The following is a 16644-nucleotide window of genomic DNA, read 5'->3' as shown; positions in this document are numbered from 1 at the left end:
GCCGGGTGCGGCAGGATGCCAGGCATGAACCTGGACCGACCGATCGCACCAGATCCGTACGACCTGCTTCCGCCGGTCGACTCGTTCGCGTTGACCAGCACCGACCTTGCCGACGGCGGGCCGCTGCCCACGGCCCACGTCTTCACCGGAGCCGGCGGGGCGAACCTGTCCCCGCAGCTGTCCTGGTCGGGCTTTCCGGCGTCGACCAAGGGGTTCGTGGTGACCTGTTTCGACCCGGACGCGCCGACCGGTAGCGGGTTCTGGCACTGGCTGCTGGTCAACCTGCCGGCGTCGGTGACCGAGCTGGCGCAGGGTGCCGGCGCTGACCCGGAGAAGGCGGCGCCGGGCGCGTTCGGCGTACGCAACGATTTCGGCAACGCCGGGTACGACGGCGCCGCACCGCCGGCCGGCGACCGGCCGCACCGGTACATCTTCGCGGTGCACGCCCTCGACGTCGAAGGGCTCGACCTCGGCCCGACGGCGACCCCGGCGTACGTCGGCTTCAACCTGGCCTTCCACACCCTCGCCCGGGCGCGGCTGACGGCCACCTACCAGCAGCCGGGCTGACCGCCATCTACCCGCAGCTGGGCTGACCGCTGACCGCGTGGCCGGATCGACCGGCCGCGCGGCGCGGGGTCACGGGCGGATGCAGCAGCCGGGGCAGATCTTCGGGTCGGGCAGGGTGAACGCCAGGCAGCAGGTCCGGCGCTGCACGGTGACCGCCCCGTCCTCGCCGGGCACCAGCTCGATCAGGTCGCCGATGTCGAGCGCGTCGAGCAGTGTGCCGATCGTGGCGGTGGACGAGCCGGGCAGCGCGTCGGCCGCCTGCAGCACCGCGTAGGCGATGCCGGAGGAGAGGGAGCCGAGCAGCGTCCGCGGGCCGAGCTTCACCCGGCTGTGGATCTCGTCCAGCAGCGGGCTCATGTGCTGGTCGAGCAGGGCGATCCGCAGGACCCGGAGCAGCTCGGCCTCGTCGGCCACGACTAGCACCTCGGGCAGCCCGGCCGCCGCGATCGGGTCGTGCGGCAGCACCGCCACCGGGATCCCGGTGCGCAGGCCGACGTCGACCAGCGGTCCGTCGTCGTCCATCCGCAGCAGTACGTCGTCGGCGCGCATCAGCGGCACCCGGCGGGCCGACGCCCAGCCGAGCGCGACCGGCAGCGCCACCCAGTAGCTGTACGCCTTCCAGGCGAGGGCGGCGGCGGCGTGCCGCTTCGCCTGCCAGCGCTGGGCGGCCGAGTCGAGCAGCCGGGGCAGGTGGCCGCCGTGGATCAGCTCGGTGGCGGGCAGCCAGCCGGTCTGGTCGTCGACGAGCAGACCGGCGTGCAGGCCGGGCAGGTCGTCGGTGCCGAACGCGGTGCGCAGCGTGGCGGTGATCGGGGCCAGCGGAGCGGCGGCGCGGGCCCGGGGGTCTATGACGGCGGTCACGGTGAGCAACCGTCGATCGGCGCGGTGGCAACCGGGCAGGTCACGGTGACAACCGAGAAGGAGGTGGTGCTCCCGTGGTCAACCGGGTCGCACGTGCCTCGCCGCAACGTTCTCACCTTTCGATCCTTCCGACAGCTGCCGATGGTTCACCCTAGCTTGCTAAGGCTAGGCTAACCAGAGTATCGGCGAAACTCCCAGCCGGGGTGATGACACTCCGTGGCGGTGAGTGATGGGCAAATCTCACAGAGTGCTCCGATCTGTGCTGTCAAGTGCTCTGTCGGCAACGCGCCAAATCCGACCGGGCGTACGAGTCGGAAAGCAGACTGTGGATCCGGCCTGAGGGGACGCCTTGCGATGACCAGCTCGCCCATCGACCGCGCCGCGGACACCTTCGCGGCCGAGCTCGCCCAGTGGCGTCTGGACCGGGCGATGACCAAGAAGCAGCTGGCCGCCCGGATGGGCTTCGATCCGTCGTACATCAGCCACGTCGAAGGCCGCCGGCACCGACCCACCGAGGACTTCGCCCGCCGGGCCGAAGCGGTGCTCGGCGCCGGCGGCGCGATCTGGCAGCGCTACCAGGAGTACGACGAACTGCGGCACAGCCGTACCAGCACCCCGCCGCGCGACCCACCGGTGCCCGAACAGTGGATGCCACCCGGCACCGGGCTCATCGTCGAGCAGGAGGTGGCCACCCTCGCCTACCGGGACGGCTACTACCACTGCACGATCCGGCGGGCCCTCTACAACGCCGGCACCGACCCGGTCACCCGCTACCTGGTCCGGGTCGCCGTCGACCGGTACCCCGACGACCCCGACCGGTCCAACCGGCACCACCGGGAGCATCCGCTCACCTTCGTCGAGCTGGACCTGCACGCCTTCTGCGGCACCCCCGGGCACCAGGAGCCGATGCAGTGGCGCAAGAAACACGACCGGGACGCCTTCAAAGAGGTCTGGCTGCTGTTCGAGAACGCCGACGGCCGGTTCCCGCTGTACCCGGGGCAGCGCACCAGCATCGAGTACACCTACCGGGTCGGCCAGGAGAAGTGGGGGCAGTGGTTCCAACGCGCCGTCCGGCTGCCCACCCGGCAGCTCACCGTACGGCTGGACTTCCCGGAAGCGTTCGACCCCCAGGTCTGGGGGGTCGAGACGTCCCTGTCGGCGGAGGACGCCCCACTGCGCACGCCGGTGCGCCGGCAGCGGGTGAACGGCCGGTCGGTGCTGGAGTGGTCGACCGACGCCCCGCTGCTCAACGCCCGGTACCGGCTGGAGTGGCGGTTCCGGTCCGGGCCACCGACCCACGGCGGCGGTCAGGTCGGGTCACCGGCCGGGTCGGAGGCCCGGCCGGAGCCGCGGGCCAGTGAACGGATGCGGGCCATCGGGATCGTGCAGCGCGGCGCTGAGATGCTCCGGCAGCAGGTGCAACCGTTCGAACTGCCGGCCGACGAGGCGGTGGCGTTGGACACCGTCGCCCGGCTGCGGGCCATGCTGGCCCGGCTCGACGAACTGCACCCGTTCGGCAAGGGGGTGGGTCTGGCCGCGCCGCAGATCGGGCTGCCCTGGGCCGCCGCCCTGGTCCGGCCACCGGAGCCGGGAGCCGAGGCGCTGGTGCTGATCAACCCGCGGGTCGTCGACGTCGCGGTGGAGACCGACGACCAGTACGAGGGTTGCCTGTCCTACTTCGACGTGCGTGGGCTGGTGCCGCGTCCGCTGCGGATCGACGTCGAGCACTCCCGGTTCGACGGCGGCCGGGTGATCACGTCCTTCGAGCGGGCGATGGCCCGGCTGGTCGCGCACGAGATCGACCACCTGGAGGGCCGGCTGTACGTCGACCGGATGGCACCGGGGACCAGCCTGGTGCCGGTCGAGGAGTACCGGGACAGCGGCCGGCCCTGGGTGTACTGACACTGACCAGCCAAGATGGTCACACCTCGCCGAAGCTGTCGTAGCGGATGTGGTTGGCCGGGACGTCGAGCTCGGCCAGCCGGCGCAGACTGGACCGGACCATGCCGGTCGACCCGGCGACGAAGAAGTCGTGCTCGTACCACGGGCCGTACCGGGCCAGCACGTCGGCGACCTCGCCGTGCTCCCCGGACCAGCCCGGGTCGTCCGAGCAGCACGGCACCACGTTCAGCCAGGGATAGGCGGCGCAGAGCTGGCTCAGCTCGGCCAGGTCGTACAGGTCGTCGCGGGTCCGCCCGCCCAGGTAGACGTGCACCCAGCGGCTTCGGTTGTACCGGGTCAGCTCGTCGATCAGGGCCTTGACCGGGGCGAAACCGACCCCGCCGGCCAGGCAGACGATGTCCCGTGGCGAGCCCCGGTCCAGCACCATGGAGCCCATCGGGGCGGCCACCCGCAGCAGGTCGCCGGGGCGGACCCGGCGGACCAGCGCGCTGGACACCCAGCCGGCCGCTGCCGCCCGGACGTGGAACTCCAGCGTGTTGTCCGCCCGGGGCGCGTTCGCGATCGAGTAGCTGCGCCACAGCCTCGGCTGGTAGCGCGGCACCTCGACACTCACGTACTGCCCCGCCTGATACTCCAGCCGGTGCTGCAGCGGCCGGCAGGTCAGCACGGCGACGTCGGCGCCCCGGCGTTCGTGGTCGAGCACCTCGGCGTGCCAGAACGCCGGGTTCGGGTCGCTCTCGGCGCCGATGATCAGGTTGGTGGTGAGCATCTCCAGCGCGGCGCCCCAGGCCTCGTCGTACTCGAAGCTCCACCGGTCACCGGCGACGGTGCGCAGCGCCTCCAGCAGCATGCCGCCGAACGCGGCGTAGTCCGCAGCTTGCACATGGAACTTGCGGTGGGCCCGGCCAAGTGACTGCAGGTAGTCGGCGAACTGCTCCGGGTCGTCGATCGAGCCGACGGCGGAGACGATAGCTTCGATCAGACAGCGCCGCTGGGTGTCCATCTGCACCGGGAAGAGCTGGCGAAGATCGGGCCGGTCGAGGAACAGCCGGGCGTAGAAGTAGCCCGCCACCTGGTCGTGCTCCTCCTCGACGAGCACCCAGCTCTCCTTCAACAGTTGCGCGAGATTGCTCATCGAGGCCTTCCCCGTCACCGTGCCGCCACTGACGCCGTACCACTGAGTTCCAGGGTGAGCACTCTTTGTGGCGAGTCGACGTACCCGATGTGCGACATTGCTCTGCCGTACCCGCTCGGGCACAGTGGTCCGGTGACGGTCGACCCCGCTGGTACGCCACCACCGGCCAGCAACAACCCGGACGCCCACCCGGCGGCCCCGCTGCCGCCGCGCCTGCTGCGCGCCGAGGTGCTCCTGGTCCTGGGCGTGTCGCTCGGCCAGTCCGCCATCTACGCCCTGGTCACCATCACCGCGCGACTGACCGCCGACCGGCCGCTGGGGCAGCAGACCGCCACCATGAACGCCTCCCAGTCGGCCCGCCCCTGGCTGGATCTGACGTACCAGCTGCTCGGGATCTTCTTCGCCCTCGTGCCGGTCCTGCTGGCGGTCCACCTGCTCAGCCGGGACCGGGCCGACGCCCGGGCCCGGCTCGGACTCGACGCCCGGTCACCGCTGCGCGACCTGGCCTGGGGTGCCGCCCTGGCCGCCGCGATCGGGCTGCCCGGACTCGGACTGTTCTGGATCGCCGCGCTGCTCGGGCTGAACGCCAGCCTGGTCCCGGCCGCGCTACCGCAGCTGTGGTGGACGGTCCCGGTGCTGATCCTGGCCGCCGCGCAGAACGCCATCCTGGAGGAGGTGATCGTGGTCGGCTACCTGATGACCCGGCTGCGGCAGCTCGGCTGGCGGATCGGCGCGGTCATCGCCACCAGCTGCCTGCTGCGCGGCACCTACCACCTTTACCAGGGCTTCGGGGCGTTCGTCGGCAACGTGATCATGGGTGTGGTGCTGTCGCTGTTCTTCCTGCGTACCCGCCGGGTGATGCCGTTGATCATCGCGCACACCCTGCTGGACGTCTTCGCGTTCGTCGGCTACGCGCTGCTGCCCCGTGACTGGTTCAGCTGGCTGTGACCGGCGCAGCTGGCGTGACCGGCCGGTAGTGGGCGCTCGCCCGCGCGGCCAGCCGCTCCAGCAGCAACGTGTCGCCCGACCAGGCGACCAGCGCCCGCCCGCCGGGCAGGAACCGGGCCGGCAACCGCAGCAGCGCCCAACCGCCGTCGGTCAACCGGCTCACCGCCTCGGTGAACCGCTGCGCACCGCCGAGCAGCCGCAACGCCGGATCCTCCTCGTCGTCGGCCGCCGGCCGACCCGCCGCATCCAACGCGGCGCGGGCCGCCGCGACGTCCGGCTGCATGCCGGTCAGGGCCAGCAGCTCCGCCGCCCGGTCCCGGTCGGTCGGATCATGCCGGTACGCGGCCGCCACGTGCAGCGTGACAGCGGCCTGCGTCCAGCCGAGCGTCACCAGCTCCAGGGCCGGGCCGAGCAGCCCACCGGCGGTGGCGACCGCCGCGCCGGCCCCGGCGAGCCGGGTGAACCGGCGGGCAGCCAGCCGGGCCAGGGCGTCGTCGCTGGCCGCCGGGTAGTCGTCGCGCAGCCGGGCCGCCCAGTCCCGCGCCGCCGGCCCGATCCGGTCCACCGCGGCCAGGGCGAGCAGTTCCGGTGCGTACGCCGGACGCGCCAACAGCTGTCGCAGCGTACTGCCGGGAACCGGACCTGGACCCGGACCTGGCGGCGGAGTGTCGGCCGGATCCGGCGCCGACGCGGCCTTCTTCGCGGTGGTCTTCTTTGCCGGTGCGGCCTTCTTGGCGGCGGTCTTCTTCGCTGGCGCGGCGGCCTTCGTCGGTGTGGTCTTCTCCGCTGCCGGTGCGGCCTTCTTCGCGGCGGCTTTCTTCGCTGGCGCGGCCTTCTTGGCGGCGGTCTTCTTCGTCGGCGCGGCCTTCTTGGCGGGGCCCTCGGCGCTGCCGGCTGCGCTCGGCGGTGGCTGGAACAACACGGGAGCGATGACGGCGGGCGGCGTGAAGCCGGCCTTCGGCGTCCTGGCCCGTGGGGCAGGGGACCGCCTCGGCTCAGCGTCAGGCGATTGCTCCTCCATGCTCACGCAGCCTAGCCCGAACCCGCCCGCAACACCCGCCTCGCCGGTTCCAGCGGCCCCGGCTGACTGGGTTTGTGCCGGTAACGCCCGGGTACCCGGGCCCGGTGGCCAGATATGCCGCGGACATCACCGCGCTGGCGCGACCGCTGGTCGACGCCGACGACCTCGACCCGCTGATCGACCGGGCCGCCGACGCGCGGGTGGTGATGCTCGGCGAGGCGAGCCACGGTACGCACGAGTTCTACGGCTGGCGGGCGGCCGTCACCCGCCGCCTGGTCACCGAGCACGGCTTCTCCTTCGTCGCCGTCGAAGGGGACTGGCCGGACTGCGACCGGGTCGACCGTAGCGTCCGGGGCCGGCGCGACGCCCCCCGTGACCCGCGTGACGCCCTAGCCAGCTTCGAACGCTGGCCGACCTGGATGTGGGCCAACGACGAAGTGGTCGACTTCTGCCGCTGGCTGCGCCGGCACAACGACTCAGTCAGCGAATCCGCCCGGGTCGGCTTCCACGGGCTGGACGTCTACTCGCTGTGGGAGTCACTCCGGGAGATCCTCGTCTACCTGCGGGAACATCGACCAGACGAGGTACCGGCGGCGCTGGACGCGTACCGCTGCTTCGAACCGTACGGCGAGGACCCGCAGGACTACGCGACCGCGCTGCGGCTGGTGCCCGCCGGCTGCGAGGCGGAGGTGATCGACCTGCTGGTCCGGCTGCGGCGCGCCGCCGCCGCCGACGGGGCCGGCAGCTTCGGTGCCTGGCAGAACGCCGAGGTGGTGGCCGGGGCCGAACGCTACTACCGGGCGCTGGTGTCCGGTGGGCGGCTGTCCTGGAACGTCCGGGACCGGCACATGGACGACACCCTCGCCCGGCTGCTCGACCGGTACGGACCGGACGCGCGAGCGGTGGTGTGGGCGCACAACACGCACGTCGGCGACGCCCGGGCCACCGACATGGCCGAACTCGGCGAGGTCAACATCGGGCAGCTGGCCCGCGAGCGGTACGGCCGGGACCGCGTGGTCCTGGTCGGCTTCGGCACCTACCGGGGCACGGTGGTGGCCGGCGACATCTGGGGGGCGCCGATGCGGCTGATGCCCGTACCGCCGGCCCGGCCGGGGTCGCTGGAAGCGGTCCTTTCCGTCGCGGCCCCGGCCGAGTCGTTGTTCGTCTTCCCCACCGACGGCAGACCGGACCTGCTCACCGACGAGCTGGACCACCGGGCGATCGGGGTGGTCTACCAGCCGAACATGGAACGGCGCGGCAACTACGTGCCGACCGTGCTCGGCGACCGCTACGACGCGTTCCTCTGGTTCGACCGCAGCCGCGGGGTACGCCCGCTGCGGACCGCGCACGTCGAGCTGCGCGAACCGGAGACCTTCCCGTCCGGCGTCTGAGCGTCACCCGTTCGCTTTGCCGGCGTCTGAGGATCACTCGGTACGCAGCCCGTCGGCGCGCATCAGCCGCCACAGCGCCGGCAGACCGGCGGCGGCGACCAGCAGCACGACACCGGCACCGGCCGAGCTGGCCCCGGCCACTGTCCACCAGCTGACCACGAGGTCGCGGCCGACCATGCCCAGCAGCACCGCGCCGAGCCCGACTCCGGCGGCCACCGCCAGGACCAGCCCGAGCAGTACGGGCACCAGATGCTGCCAGACGACCGCCCAGCCGAGTGCCCGCCGAGGGGTGCCGAACGCGTCCAGCATGGCCAGCAGCCGGCGCCGCTCCCGCAACTGCTCCAGCATGGTGACCAGCATGCTGGCGGCGATCAGCAGCAGGGTGACGATGATGCCGACGGCGAGTCCACGGCGGACGTTGGCGAACTGCCGGGTCTCCGTCGTCGCCGACAGGGTGGAGAGCAGGTCCATCGGTCCGGCGGTGGCGAGCAGGTTGCGGACGTGCTCGACCGCGTCCGGCTGGCCGGGGTCGATCCGCAGGTACGCCATGGTCGGCAGCCGGCCGACCGCGTCGACGTCGATCGCGCCCGGCGTGGCGAAGATCCCGAACCGACTGAACCCGTGTGGATCGACACGCGGCTCCGCCGGGCTGGCGTCGACGGGGACCGTCCACTCGTACTCACCGGGCCCGACCTGCACCCGCTCGCCGGCCCGGATCGGTTCGACCGGCGCCTCGACCAGCTGGCCCTGCTCGTCGACAGTCATCGCGGACCGCTGGTATTCGGGGGGCGGTGCGACCAGGAAGACGGCACCGTCGGCGCAGTCGGTCGCGACGATCAACTCGGCGAGCACCCGGCAGTCGGCGATGAACAGCTCATCGGTGCGCCGCGCGGCATCGGAGCTGGTGAACGCCATGGCGGAGCGGTATTCGGCGACCGAGTCGACCCCCGGTACCGTGCCCAGCCGAGACAGCAGCGCATCCCCGGTCGACTGGTCCGGTACGCCGAGGTGGGCGAGGTGGCTGGCCCGCTCCGGGTCGGCACCGGTGCGCCGGACGAAGTCGTCGTCGACGCCGGTGAACAGCGCCTGCAGCGCGATGGCGCCGGCGACCGCGACCGCGACCGCGACACCGCAGACCTGCCGGGCGTTGCCACCGCCGTCGACCTGCAGCCGGCGGATCGCCAACTGCCAGGCGACCGGCCCGCCGCGCAGCCGCCGTACGGTCGCCTCGACCAGCCACGGCAGCAGCGTCACCACGCCGACCAGCAGCAGCACCGCGCCGACCGCCACCTGGTAGCGGGCCGCGGTCTCGAAGGCGGAGATCCCGCCGCGCAGCAGCGGGTACAGCAGGGCCAGCCCGGCCAGTGGCACGGCCAGCCGCCACCACGGCCGGCGGCGGCGCGGCGTGCCCCGGCGGACCACTCCGAGCGGTTCGACGACGACGCCGCGCAGCGCGGCCAGGCCGACCGCGACGGCGGCCAGCGGCGCGGCGACGGCGACCAGCGCCACCAGTACGGCCGGCGGCCGGATGTCCGACGCGAAGACACTGAGGTCCCACACCTGCATCAGCGGGGCGACCTGCCGGCCGATCGCGAACAGCAGCGCGCCGACGGCCAGCCCGAGCAGCGCGCCGGTCAGCGCCTCCCCGGCGGCGATCCGGGTGATCATCCGCCGGTCGGCGCCGGCCAGCCGCAGCGCGGCGAGTCGCCGGTCCCGGCTGGCCCCGCCGAACCGGACCGCCGCGCCGAGGAAGACCACGATCGGCAGCAGCAGCACCACGAAGATGACCACCAGCAGCAGGGTGAGGACGGGGCCGAACGGTTCGCCGGGCTGGCCGCCGCCGAACGCCGCGACCCGCTCATGCGACTCGGTGTCCAACGTGTCGACGCCCCGGTAGAAGGCCAGCTCGGCGGGTCCGGTCAGACCGGCCGGGCCGATCTCGCCGATGATTCGTTCGCCGACGCGGGGAGCCAGCAGCGCGCCGTCCGGGCCGGCCAGCAGCTCGGCCAGCGCCGGTGAGACGACCGCCTCGCCGGGCCCGGGCAGCTGGGCCACCCCCGGCGGCAACGGGGCCTGCGGGCCACCGGCCTGCACCGCCCGCCCCCACACCGGCCGGCCCCGGAAGGTCGTGTAGGCGTGCGCGGTCAGCAGCGTGTCGTCGGTCATCGCGGTCGGCGCGCCCGCGTCGCCGGCCGGTGATGCAGGTCCATCGCCGGCCGGTGATGCCGGTCCGTCGGCGTCGCCGGTGCTCAGCGCCTGCTGCCAGTCGCGGTCGGCACCGCGCTGCTCGCGCGCGTCGATGGCGGCCGGCACCGAGGCGGCCAGCAGAAGCATCGCCACCCCGATGCCGACGCCGACGGCGGTGAAAATCGTCCGGGTCCAGCCGTCCCGGCCGCCGGCGAAGGCCAGCCGCGCGCCGAAGGCGACGTCGTGACCGACCTGGCCGAGCCAGCTGGTCTCGCGCTGCCCGGTCACTGGGCGAGGGCCAGGTCGCGGGTCCGGCCGTCGCGGACCACGACCTCCCGATCGGCGTACGCGGCGACCCGTGCCTCGTGGGTGACCAGCACGACGGCCGCCCCGGTGTCCCGGGCGGCGGCGGTCAGCAGCTGCATCACCCGTTCGCCGTTGAGCGAGTCGAGCGCACCGGTCGGCTCGTCGGCGAAGATCACCGAGGCGTCGCCGGCCAGCGCCCGGGCGATCGCCACCCGCTGGCCCTGCCCGCCGGAGACCTCACCGGGACGCTTGTCGGCCACGTCCGCGACCTCCAGCCGGTCGAGCCACTCGGTGGCCCGTCGCTCGGCCTCGCGGCGGCCCATCCGGCGCAGCCGAAGCGGCAACGCGACATTCTCCACGGCGGTCAGCTCCGGCACCAGCTGCCCGAACTGGAAGACGAACCCGAAGTCGGTACGGCGCAACGCGCTGCGCCGTACGTCTGACATGCCGGTCACGTCCTGGTCGCGATAGCCGACCCGCCCCGAATCGGGTCGGATGATCCCGGCCAGGCAGTGCAGCAGGGTGGACTTCCCGGACCCGGACGGACCCATGATCGCGACCACCTCACCGGCCGCGATCCGGATCGACGCGCCGGCCAGCGCCGGGGTCGGCCCGAACGACTTGTGCAGCTCCTCGGCGTACAGCAGGGGGGTCATGCGCGCAGCTCCTTGGCGAGTTGGTCGAGCCGGGCCGCGGTCAGCTCCAGCCAGCGCAGGTCGGCCTCCAGGTGGAACAGGGCGTGGTCGCAGATCAGCTGGTCGGCCAGGTCGCCGCCGGTCTTGCGGCGGGTCAGCTCGCGCATCAGCCGCAGATGCTCGGCACGCTGTACGTCGAGCAGGTCGGCGGCCGGCCGGCCGGTGAGCAGCGCCAGCACCACCTTGGTGTAGAGGGTGTTCTGCAGGTAGACGTCGGGTTTCTCCGGCTGGCGCAGCCACCGGGCGACGTCGGTGACGCCGGCTTCGGTGATCGCGTACCGCTTGCGCTCCGGGCCGTCGCCGGGCACCGCGTCGACTTCGACGAGGCCGTCGCGTAGCAGCCGGGACAGGGTCGAGTAGACCTGCCCGAAGTGCAGCGGTTTGCCGCGACCGAACCGTTCGTCGTAGGTGCGTTTGAGGTCGTAGCCGTGCCGGGGGGCGGACTCCAGCAGGCCGAGGAACGTCTGACCGAGGGACATGCCGGTCACCATACACCCCGTGTATACACCGGGTGTATAACCCCGTGGTCGGCGTGTCCCGGTAAGTCACTTGACGGCAGCTATTCGCTCAGTGAATAGTTGCCCGGGTGTCCACCGTCCACGTACTCCTCGGGCTGCTCTCCCGTGGTCCCCGGCACGGCTACGAGCTGAAGCGGGACCACGACCAGCGGCTGCCGCGCGCCAAACCAATCGCGTTCGGCCAGGTCTACGCCACCCTCGGCCGGATGCAACGTGACGGCCTCGTCGAGCAGGCGCAGCGCGACCGCGCCGCCGGACCCGACCGCACCTCGTACGCGCTCACCGACGCCGGCCGGACCGCCCTCGACAGCTGGCTCGACGCGATCGAGGCACCCGCCCCGTACGTCACCAGCACGCTGCTCGCCAAGGTCGTCGTCGCGCTGCTGATCGACCACCCCGAGCGGGCCCGGCGCTACCTGGCCGCCCAGCGAGCGGCACACGCCGCGCGGATCCGAGAACTCACCCGGACCAAGACCGCGCCGGACGCCACCCTCGGCGAGATCGTCGCCGCCGACTACGCGATCAACCATCTCGACGCCGACCTGCGCTGGCTGGACACCACCGTGGGCCGCGTCGCCGACCTGCATCGGGAGGTACGCCAGTGAACAGTCCGTTGCTCGCCGGCCGAGGAGTCGTCCGCTCGTACGGCGCCACCCCGGCGCTGCGCGGCGTCAGCCTCGACATCGCCGAGGGTGAGATCGTCGCCGTGACCGGGCCGAGCGGGTGCGGCAAGTCCACCCTGCTGCACTGCCTCGCCGGCATCCTGCGCCCGGACGCCGGTGAGATCCACTACCGCGACCAGCGCATCGACCTGCTCTCCGAGTCGGCTCGCGCCGTGCTGCGGCGTACCGAACTCGGGGTGCTGTTCCAGTTCGGTCAGCTCGTCCCCGAGTTGACCGCAGCGGAGAACGCCGCGCTCCCGCTGCTGCTCGCCGGCACGGGGCGGCGAGCAGCCCGGACCGCTGCGCTCACCTGGCTGGACCGGCTCGGCGTCGCCGACCAGGCCGACACCGTACCCGGAGAAATGTCCGGCGGGCAGCAGCAGCGGTGCGCGCTGGCCCGCGCGATGATCACCGAACCTCGGGTGCTCTTCGCCGACGAACCGACCGGCGCGTTGGACAGCCTCACCGGCGAGCAGGTGCTCAACCAGATGGTCCGGGTCGCCCGCGAGCAGCGGACCTCTGTCGTGCTCGTCACCCACGACCCCCGGGTCGCCGGATACGCCGACCGCGAGATCATGCTGCGGGACGGCGAGATCGACCCGGCCGGTCTCGGCCCGGTCGTCGCCCGGACGGCGCGGTCGTGATCCGTCCGGCCACCCTGCTGCGGCTCGGCCTCGTCGGCACCCGCACCGACACGGTACGGATCGTCCTCACCGCCGCCGCCACGCTGCTCACCACCGTCACCTTCCTGGCCGCCGCCACGGTCATCGCCGTACCGACCGTCCCGGACGGAAGATCCAAACGGTCCCCGCAGTACGGCCCGGCGCTGATCGCCGAGGCCGAGCTGCGGACGGGAGTCGCCATCGCCCTGTTCCTCCTGGCGATCCCGGTCCTCGCCCTCGCCGGGCAGTGCGCCCGACTCGGCGCGCCCGCCCGTGACCGGCGACTCGCCACCATCCGGCTGGCCGGCGGCACCCCCGGCCAGGTCCGGGCGCTGGCCGCCGTCGAAACCGGGCTGGCCGGTGCGCTCGGCTCCGTCGCCGGGTTGGCGGTGTACCTGGCCGGCCGGCAGCTGCTGCACCGCCCGGACGAGCACGGCCTGCTGCCGCTGCCCACCGACGTGCTGCCCCCGGTCTGGTCGCTGATCCTGGTCGTGGCCGGCATCCCACTGCTCGCGACCGCAGCCGCCGCCGCACTGCTGCGTACGGTCGTCGTGTCGCCGCTCGGCGTACAGCGCCGACGCCGGGAAGCGCGGCCCGGGTGGTGGCCCGGCCTGCTCATCCTCGGCGGCCTGGTGGTGACCTTCCTGTTCCGGCCGCTCGTCGACTGGGCCGCCGGCCGGGAAGCCGCACTGTGGGGCGTCGCGGTCATCGCGTTCGCCGGGGCGCTGGCCATCGCGATCGGCGTCGCCACCGGCACCGGCTGGATTTCGCACGTCAGCGGTCGGATCCTGCGGCGAGTGGCCCGCCGCCCCGCGACCCTGCTCGCCGCCCGGCGGCTGACCGCCGACCCGTGGCACGGCGCACGGACCTTCGCCGGGCTGCTGGTCTGCGTCCTGTTCGGCGCCGGCACCGCCGGCTTCAGCGCCTACCTGGCGGCCGAGTTCGGCAGCTGGGACCGGGTCCACCGGATCCTCGCCGAACAGAGCGGCCAGCCGTACAGCCCGAGTGACAACAGTTTCTACTTCAACGCGGTCACCCTGGTGCACATCGCGGTCCTGGTGGGCCTGGCGATCGCCGCCGCCGGTCTGGCCGTCGCGGTCGTCGAAGGCATCGTGGAGCGTCGCCGCGCCAACGCGGCACTCGTCGCCACCGGCGTGCCGCGCGCGGTGCTGGCCCGCTCCGTCCTGGTGCAGACCCTCACGCCGCTGCTCCCAGCGACTCTGGTGGCGCTGACCGCCGGCACGATGATGGCCCGGGCTCTCGGTACGGAAGTCTCCTCCGGCCCGCGTACCGCCACGTTCTGCGATCCGGTGGACGCCTGCCGCACCGCCGAGGACTGGACGGAGTACGGCCGTACGATCGAACATCCGGGCATCACCGTGCCGGTGCCGGTGCCGCTCGACGACCTGGCGCTGCTCGGCGCCGGCGCGATGGTGGCCGCCCTGGCCACGGTCGGCATCGGACTGCTGTTCCTGCGCAATGCCACCGACCTGACGGAGCTCCGGCAGACCTGACGGCTCGGTAGATCTGACGGTTGCGGCCGGCGTGGCCGGCCTGGTCAGGATCGGCCGACCGGGCCGAGCAGCGCCGACTCCATCGACGTCGGATGCAGCATCACCCACTGCAGCCGGCCCTGACTGACCAGACCGACCATCTCCGGATGGATCCGGGTCAGCCAGCTCTGCGCCTCGGTGAACCCCAACGCCGACGCCACCAGCGCCGCCTCGGCGGCGGTCAACCGCTGCAGCACCACCAAGTCGCTGCGGACCAGCGGGTCGAGATCCCAGCTGCCCACGTCGTTGCGGACCACCATCGTCGTCCGCCACGGCACCCCCACCTCCGGGGTGCCGCCCATCGCCGGGCCGACGTCCACCGTCAGCAGTTGGGGATGCGCCGGCGACGGCGGTGGTGGCGGCTGGGCGCCGGGCGGCAGGAACGACGCCGACTCCCGACCCAGGCCGCACTGGTGCAGGAACCCGTGCCAGTCCGGCTCGCGGGCGGTCTGGATGAACAGGTGCGCGCCGAGCGCCATCGCCCGCAGCGCCAACAGCTGGGCGCAGCGCAGCCCGCCGACCACCAGCAGCCGGGTCGGTTCCGGGCGGAACAGCCGCACCGCGACCGGCCCGCCCTGCCGGTTGCGGCCGACGACCATGCCGTCTCCGCCGGCCCGCAACCGTACGTCGCCGAGTGCTTCGAGACCGGCGGTGTGCAGGCCGGTCGGCGGGATGATCGACAACGGACCCGTCACGGCAGGAACCCCCCGAGCGGCAGGGTGGCGGCCAGCCCACGGACATGCTCACCGTCGATCCGCTCGGTGAGCCCGCCGCGTTCGCGTACCGCGTCGGTCAGGGCCTGGTCGCCGGCGGCCAGCGTCGTCACGTCGGCGGCGGTGAGCCGGACCGCAGCCGACACCGTCACGTCCCCGGCGGCGGTTTCGGTCGGGTGCCCCGGCTCCCGGGCGACGGCGACCGACACCACCGTGTCGACCATCGGCAGCTGCCGCAACACGTCGTCCAGCTGCCACGGCAGCTCCGGCCAGCGCAGCAGCCGGCGGCAGACCTGCGGCACCTCACCGCTCCACCACGCCTGCCAGGTCTCCTCGCCGGCGACCCGGTTACTGGCGGTGCCGTAGACGTTGCCGCCGTCCTGCCGGCTGGGCAGCTGCGCCAGGTAGCCGACGGCGGCCAGCAACTCGTCGCCGCCCAGCAGCCGGGCCGGCACCCGGTCCTGCTTCAGCTGGCGCTGGACCCGTCGGACTGACGACACCAACGCCGGCGCCAGCTCCCGGTCGGTGTAGCCGTCCGGCGTACGCATCACCTGGAGCACCAGCCAGGCCCGCCGGCGGGCCGGCACGTCACCGCCGGTCAGCTCCCGGTAGGAGCGCTCCACCAGCCCTCGGCCAGTGTGCGCGCGCGGTGCCGCCGCGACCTGGACGAGCAGCTGCACCGAGATCGGCGGGGCGGCCGGATCCGCCGCCGGCAGCAGCGCCGCCGGGGACGGCAGGCTCAGCGCGGAACCGACGAACAGCGAACCGTCGGCGGGGTCGAGCTCCAGGACGGCGCAGACGCCACCCCGGTGACTGATCGTCGCCATCGTCCGGCCGCTGACCGTGACATCGTCCACCATGGCGGTCGGCTCCACGAACCGCAGCAGGCCCGCCGCCCGGTTGCCGCCACCGGCCGGCAGCCGCCGGGGCCGCAGCCGGTACCGCAACCACACCGCCATCCACTGGTAGAGCCACCGCCCGCGCAGCCGAACCACCGTCGGCGCCAGCAGCAGGGCCAGCGCCGCCGCCGTCACCAGCGCCACGACCGGCCCCCGCTGGTACGCGGCGAGCAAGACCGTCGCCGCCAGTTGCCAGTAGACCAACTGCCCGATGGCGAACGGGCCGGTGCCGGGGCGGACCCGCCGGGGCCGGATCCGGCTGCCCGAGGCCGCCGCCGGGGTCGATGCCGCCGCTGCCGACCCGGTGACTCCGGAAATCATGTCCGGCGTCGGCCTACCCGACCCTGATCCGGGCGGCGGCACCGGCACGGCGGCCCGCGCCGCCCGCGCCGCCGCCGCCGACCGGCCAGCGGCCTGCCCGGTCGATAGTCCGGCAGCGCCAACCATCGGCAGCTCCGAGGTGGGGGCCGGGCCGGCCACGCCCACCGTCGGCGGCGCGGCTGCGGATGGCGGTGCCGCTGCGGGCATCGGCGCGGCGTCGCGCTGTCGGGGCGGTGCCCACTGCTGCCAGCCGGCCGGTGCGTCCGGAGACTGGTCGGCGGGAGGGCCAGGGTCGGTCGTCAT

15 protein-coding genes are annotated in these 16644 nt (G+C 73.3%); 7 read left to right on the top strand and 8 right to left on the bottom strand.

Annotated elements, in window-relative coordinates; all coding sequences use genetic code 11:
- Positions 1-24 precede the first annotated feature (24 nt).
- Positions 25-567 (top strand): YbhB/YbcL family Raf kinase inhibitor-like protein, encoded by a 543-nt coding sequence (locus tag EDC02_RS26605; RefSeq protein WP_123604304.1) that lies wholly within the window; start codon positions 25-27, stop codon positions 565-567.
- Between the two features lie 69 nt (positions 568-636).
- Here the strand turns inward: EDC02_RS26605 and EDC02_RS26600 are convergent, their stop codons facing one another.
- On the bottom strand, positions 637-1428 hold the full coding sequence (locus tag EDC02_RS26600; RefSeq protein ID WP_123605167.1) for a hypothetical protein: 792 nt from the start codon (positions 1426-1428) through the stop codon (positions 637-639).
- A 354-nt stretch (positions 1429-1782) separates the two neighbouring features.
- Here EDC02_RS26600 and EDC02_RS26595 point away from each other — a divergent pair, with 354 nt between their 5' ends.
- Positions 1783-3330 (top strand): peptide deformylase, encoded by a 1548-nt coding sequence (locus tag EDC02_RS26595; protein ID WP_123604303.1) that lies wholly within the window; start codon positions 1783-1785, stop codon positions 3328-3330.
- 19 nt (positions 3331-3349) lie between these two features.
- Here the strand turns inward: EDC02_RS26595 and EDC02_RS26590 are convergent, their stop codons facing one another.
- Positions 3350-4465: an FAD-binding oxidoreductase gene (locus EDC02_RS26590; protein ID WP_123604302.1), complete on the bottom strand. Its 1116-nt coding sequence runs from the start codon at positions 4463-4465 to the stop codon at positions 3350-3352.
- 54 nt (positions 4466-4519) lie between these two features.
- Between EDC02_RS26590 and EDC02_RS26585 the strand changes: the two genes are divergently transcribed.
- Positions 4520-5413 (top strand): CPBP family intramembrane glutamic endopeptidase, encoded by an 894-nt coding sequence (locus tag EDC02_RS26585; protein ID WP_233606300.1) that lies wholly within the window; start codon positions 4520-4522, stop codon positions 5411-5413.
- Here the strand turns inward: EDC02_RS26585 and EDC02_RS41000 are convergent.
- Positions 5400-6434 (bottom strand): hypothetical protein, encoded by a 1035-nt coding sequence (locus tag EDC02_RS41000; RefSeq protein WP_199757777.1) that lies wholly within the window; start codon positions 6432-6434, stop codon positions 5400-5402. The genes EDC02_RS26585 and EDC02_RS41000 overlap by 14 nt on opposite strands.
- A 104-nt stretch (positions 6435-6538) precedes the next feature.
- Between EDC02_RS41000 and EDC02_RS26575 the strand changes: the two genes are divergently transcribed.
- Positions 6539-7825: an erythromycin esterase family protein gene (locus EDC02_RS26575; RefSeq protein WP_370461500.1), complete on the top strand. Its 1287-nt coding sequence runs from the start codon at positions 6539-6541 to the stop codon at positions 7823-7825.
- Positions 7826-7858: 33 nt separating this feature from the next.
- On the opposite strand, the gene EDC02_RS26570 is transcribed toward EDC02_RS26575, so the two are convergent.
- From EDC02_RS26570 to EDC02_RS26560, 3 genes are read right to left on the bottom strand one after another with little or no spacing between them, the layout of a single operon-like run.
- The gene (locus EDC02_RS26570; protein ID WP_123604300.1) at positions 7859-10300 is read right to left on the bottom strand and encodes an FtsX-like permease family protein; all 2442 of its coding nucleotides are present in this window, start codon (positions 10298-10300) and stop codon (positions 7859-7861) included.
- Positions 10297-10974, bottom strand: a complete 678-nt coding sequence (locus EDC02_RS26565; protein ID WP_123604299.1) for an ABC transporter ATP-binding protein — start codon at positions 10972-10974, stop codon at positions 10297-10299. The genes EDC02_RS26570 and EDC02_RS26565 overlap by 4 nt, the downstream gene beginning before the upstream one ends.
- A complete protein-coding gene (locus EDC02_RS26560) occupies positions 10971-11492 on the bottom strand; it encodes a PadR family transcriptional regulator (RefSeq protein ID WP_123605165.1) in 522 nt (173 codons plus the stop codon). The genes EDC02_RS26565 and EDC02_RS26560 overlap by 4 nt, the downstream gene beginning before the upstream one ends.
- Before the next feature lie 107 nt (positions 11493-11599).
- Here EDC02_RS26560 and EDC02_RS26555 point away from each other — a divergent pair, with 107 nt between their 5' ends.
- From EDC02_RS26555 to EDC02_RS26545, 3 genes are read left to right on the top strand one after another with little or no spacing between them, the layout of a single operon-like run.
- On the top strand, positions 11600-12136 hold the full coding sequence (locus EDC02_RS26555; RefSeq protein WP_123604298.1) for a PadR family transcriptional regulator: 537 nt from the start codon (positions 11600-11602) through the stop codon (positions 12134-12136).
- Complete coding sequence (locus EDC02_RS26550; protein ID WP_123604297.1) at positions 12133-12837, top strand: ABC transporter ATP-binding protein; 705 nt, start codon at positions 12133-12135, stop codon at positions 12835-12837. The genes EDC02_RS26555 and EDC02_RS26550 overlap by 4 nt, the downstream gene beginning before the upstream one ends.
- The gene (locus EDC02_RS26545; protein WP_233606299.1) at positions 12834-14369 is read left to right on the top strand and encodes an FtsX-like permease family protein; all 1536 of its coding nucleotides are present in this window, start codon (positions 12834-12836) and stop codon (positions 14367-14369) included. Before EDC02_RS26550 ends, EDC02_RS26545 begins: the two co-directional genes overlap by 4 nt.
- Before the next feature lie 44 nt (positions 14370-14413).
- Here EDC02_RS26545 and EDC02_RS26540 read toward each other — a convergent pair whose 3' ends face one another.
- A complete protein-coding gene (locus tag EDC02_RS26540) occupies positions 14414-15103 on the bottom strand; it encodes a hypothetical protein (RefSeq protein ID WP_123604296.1) in 690 nt (229 codons plus the stop codon).
- Complete coding sequence (gene eccE, locus EDC02_RS26535; protein WP_123604295.1) at positions 15100-16644, bottom strand: type VII secretion protein EccE; 1545 nt, start codon at positions 16642-16644, stop codon at positions 15100-15102. The genes EDC02_RS26540 and eccE overlap by 4 nt, the downstream gene beginning before the upstream one ends.

The organism is Micromonospora sp. Llam0 (assembly GCF_003751085.1).
Taxonomy (GTDB): Bacteria; Actinomycetota; Actinomycetes; order Mycobacteriales; family Micromonosporaceae; genus Micromonospora_E.
Note: the sequence above shows the minus strand (reverse complement) of the source record. Positions and strands in the feature narration are given on the sequence as shown.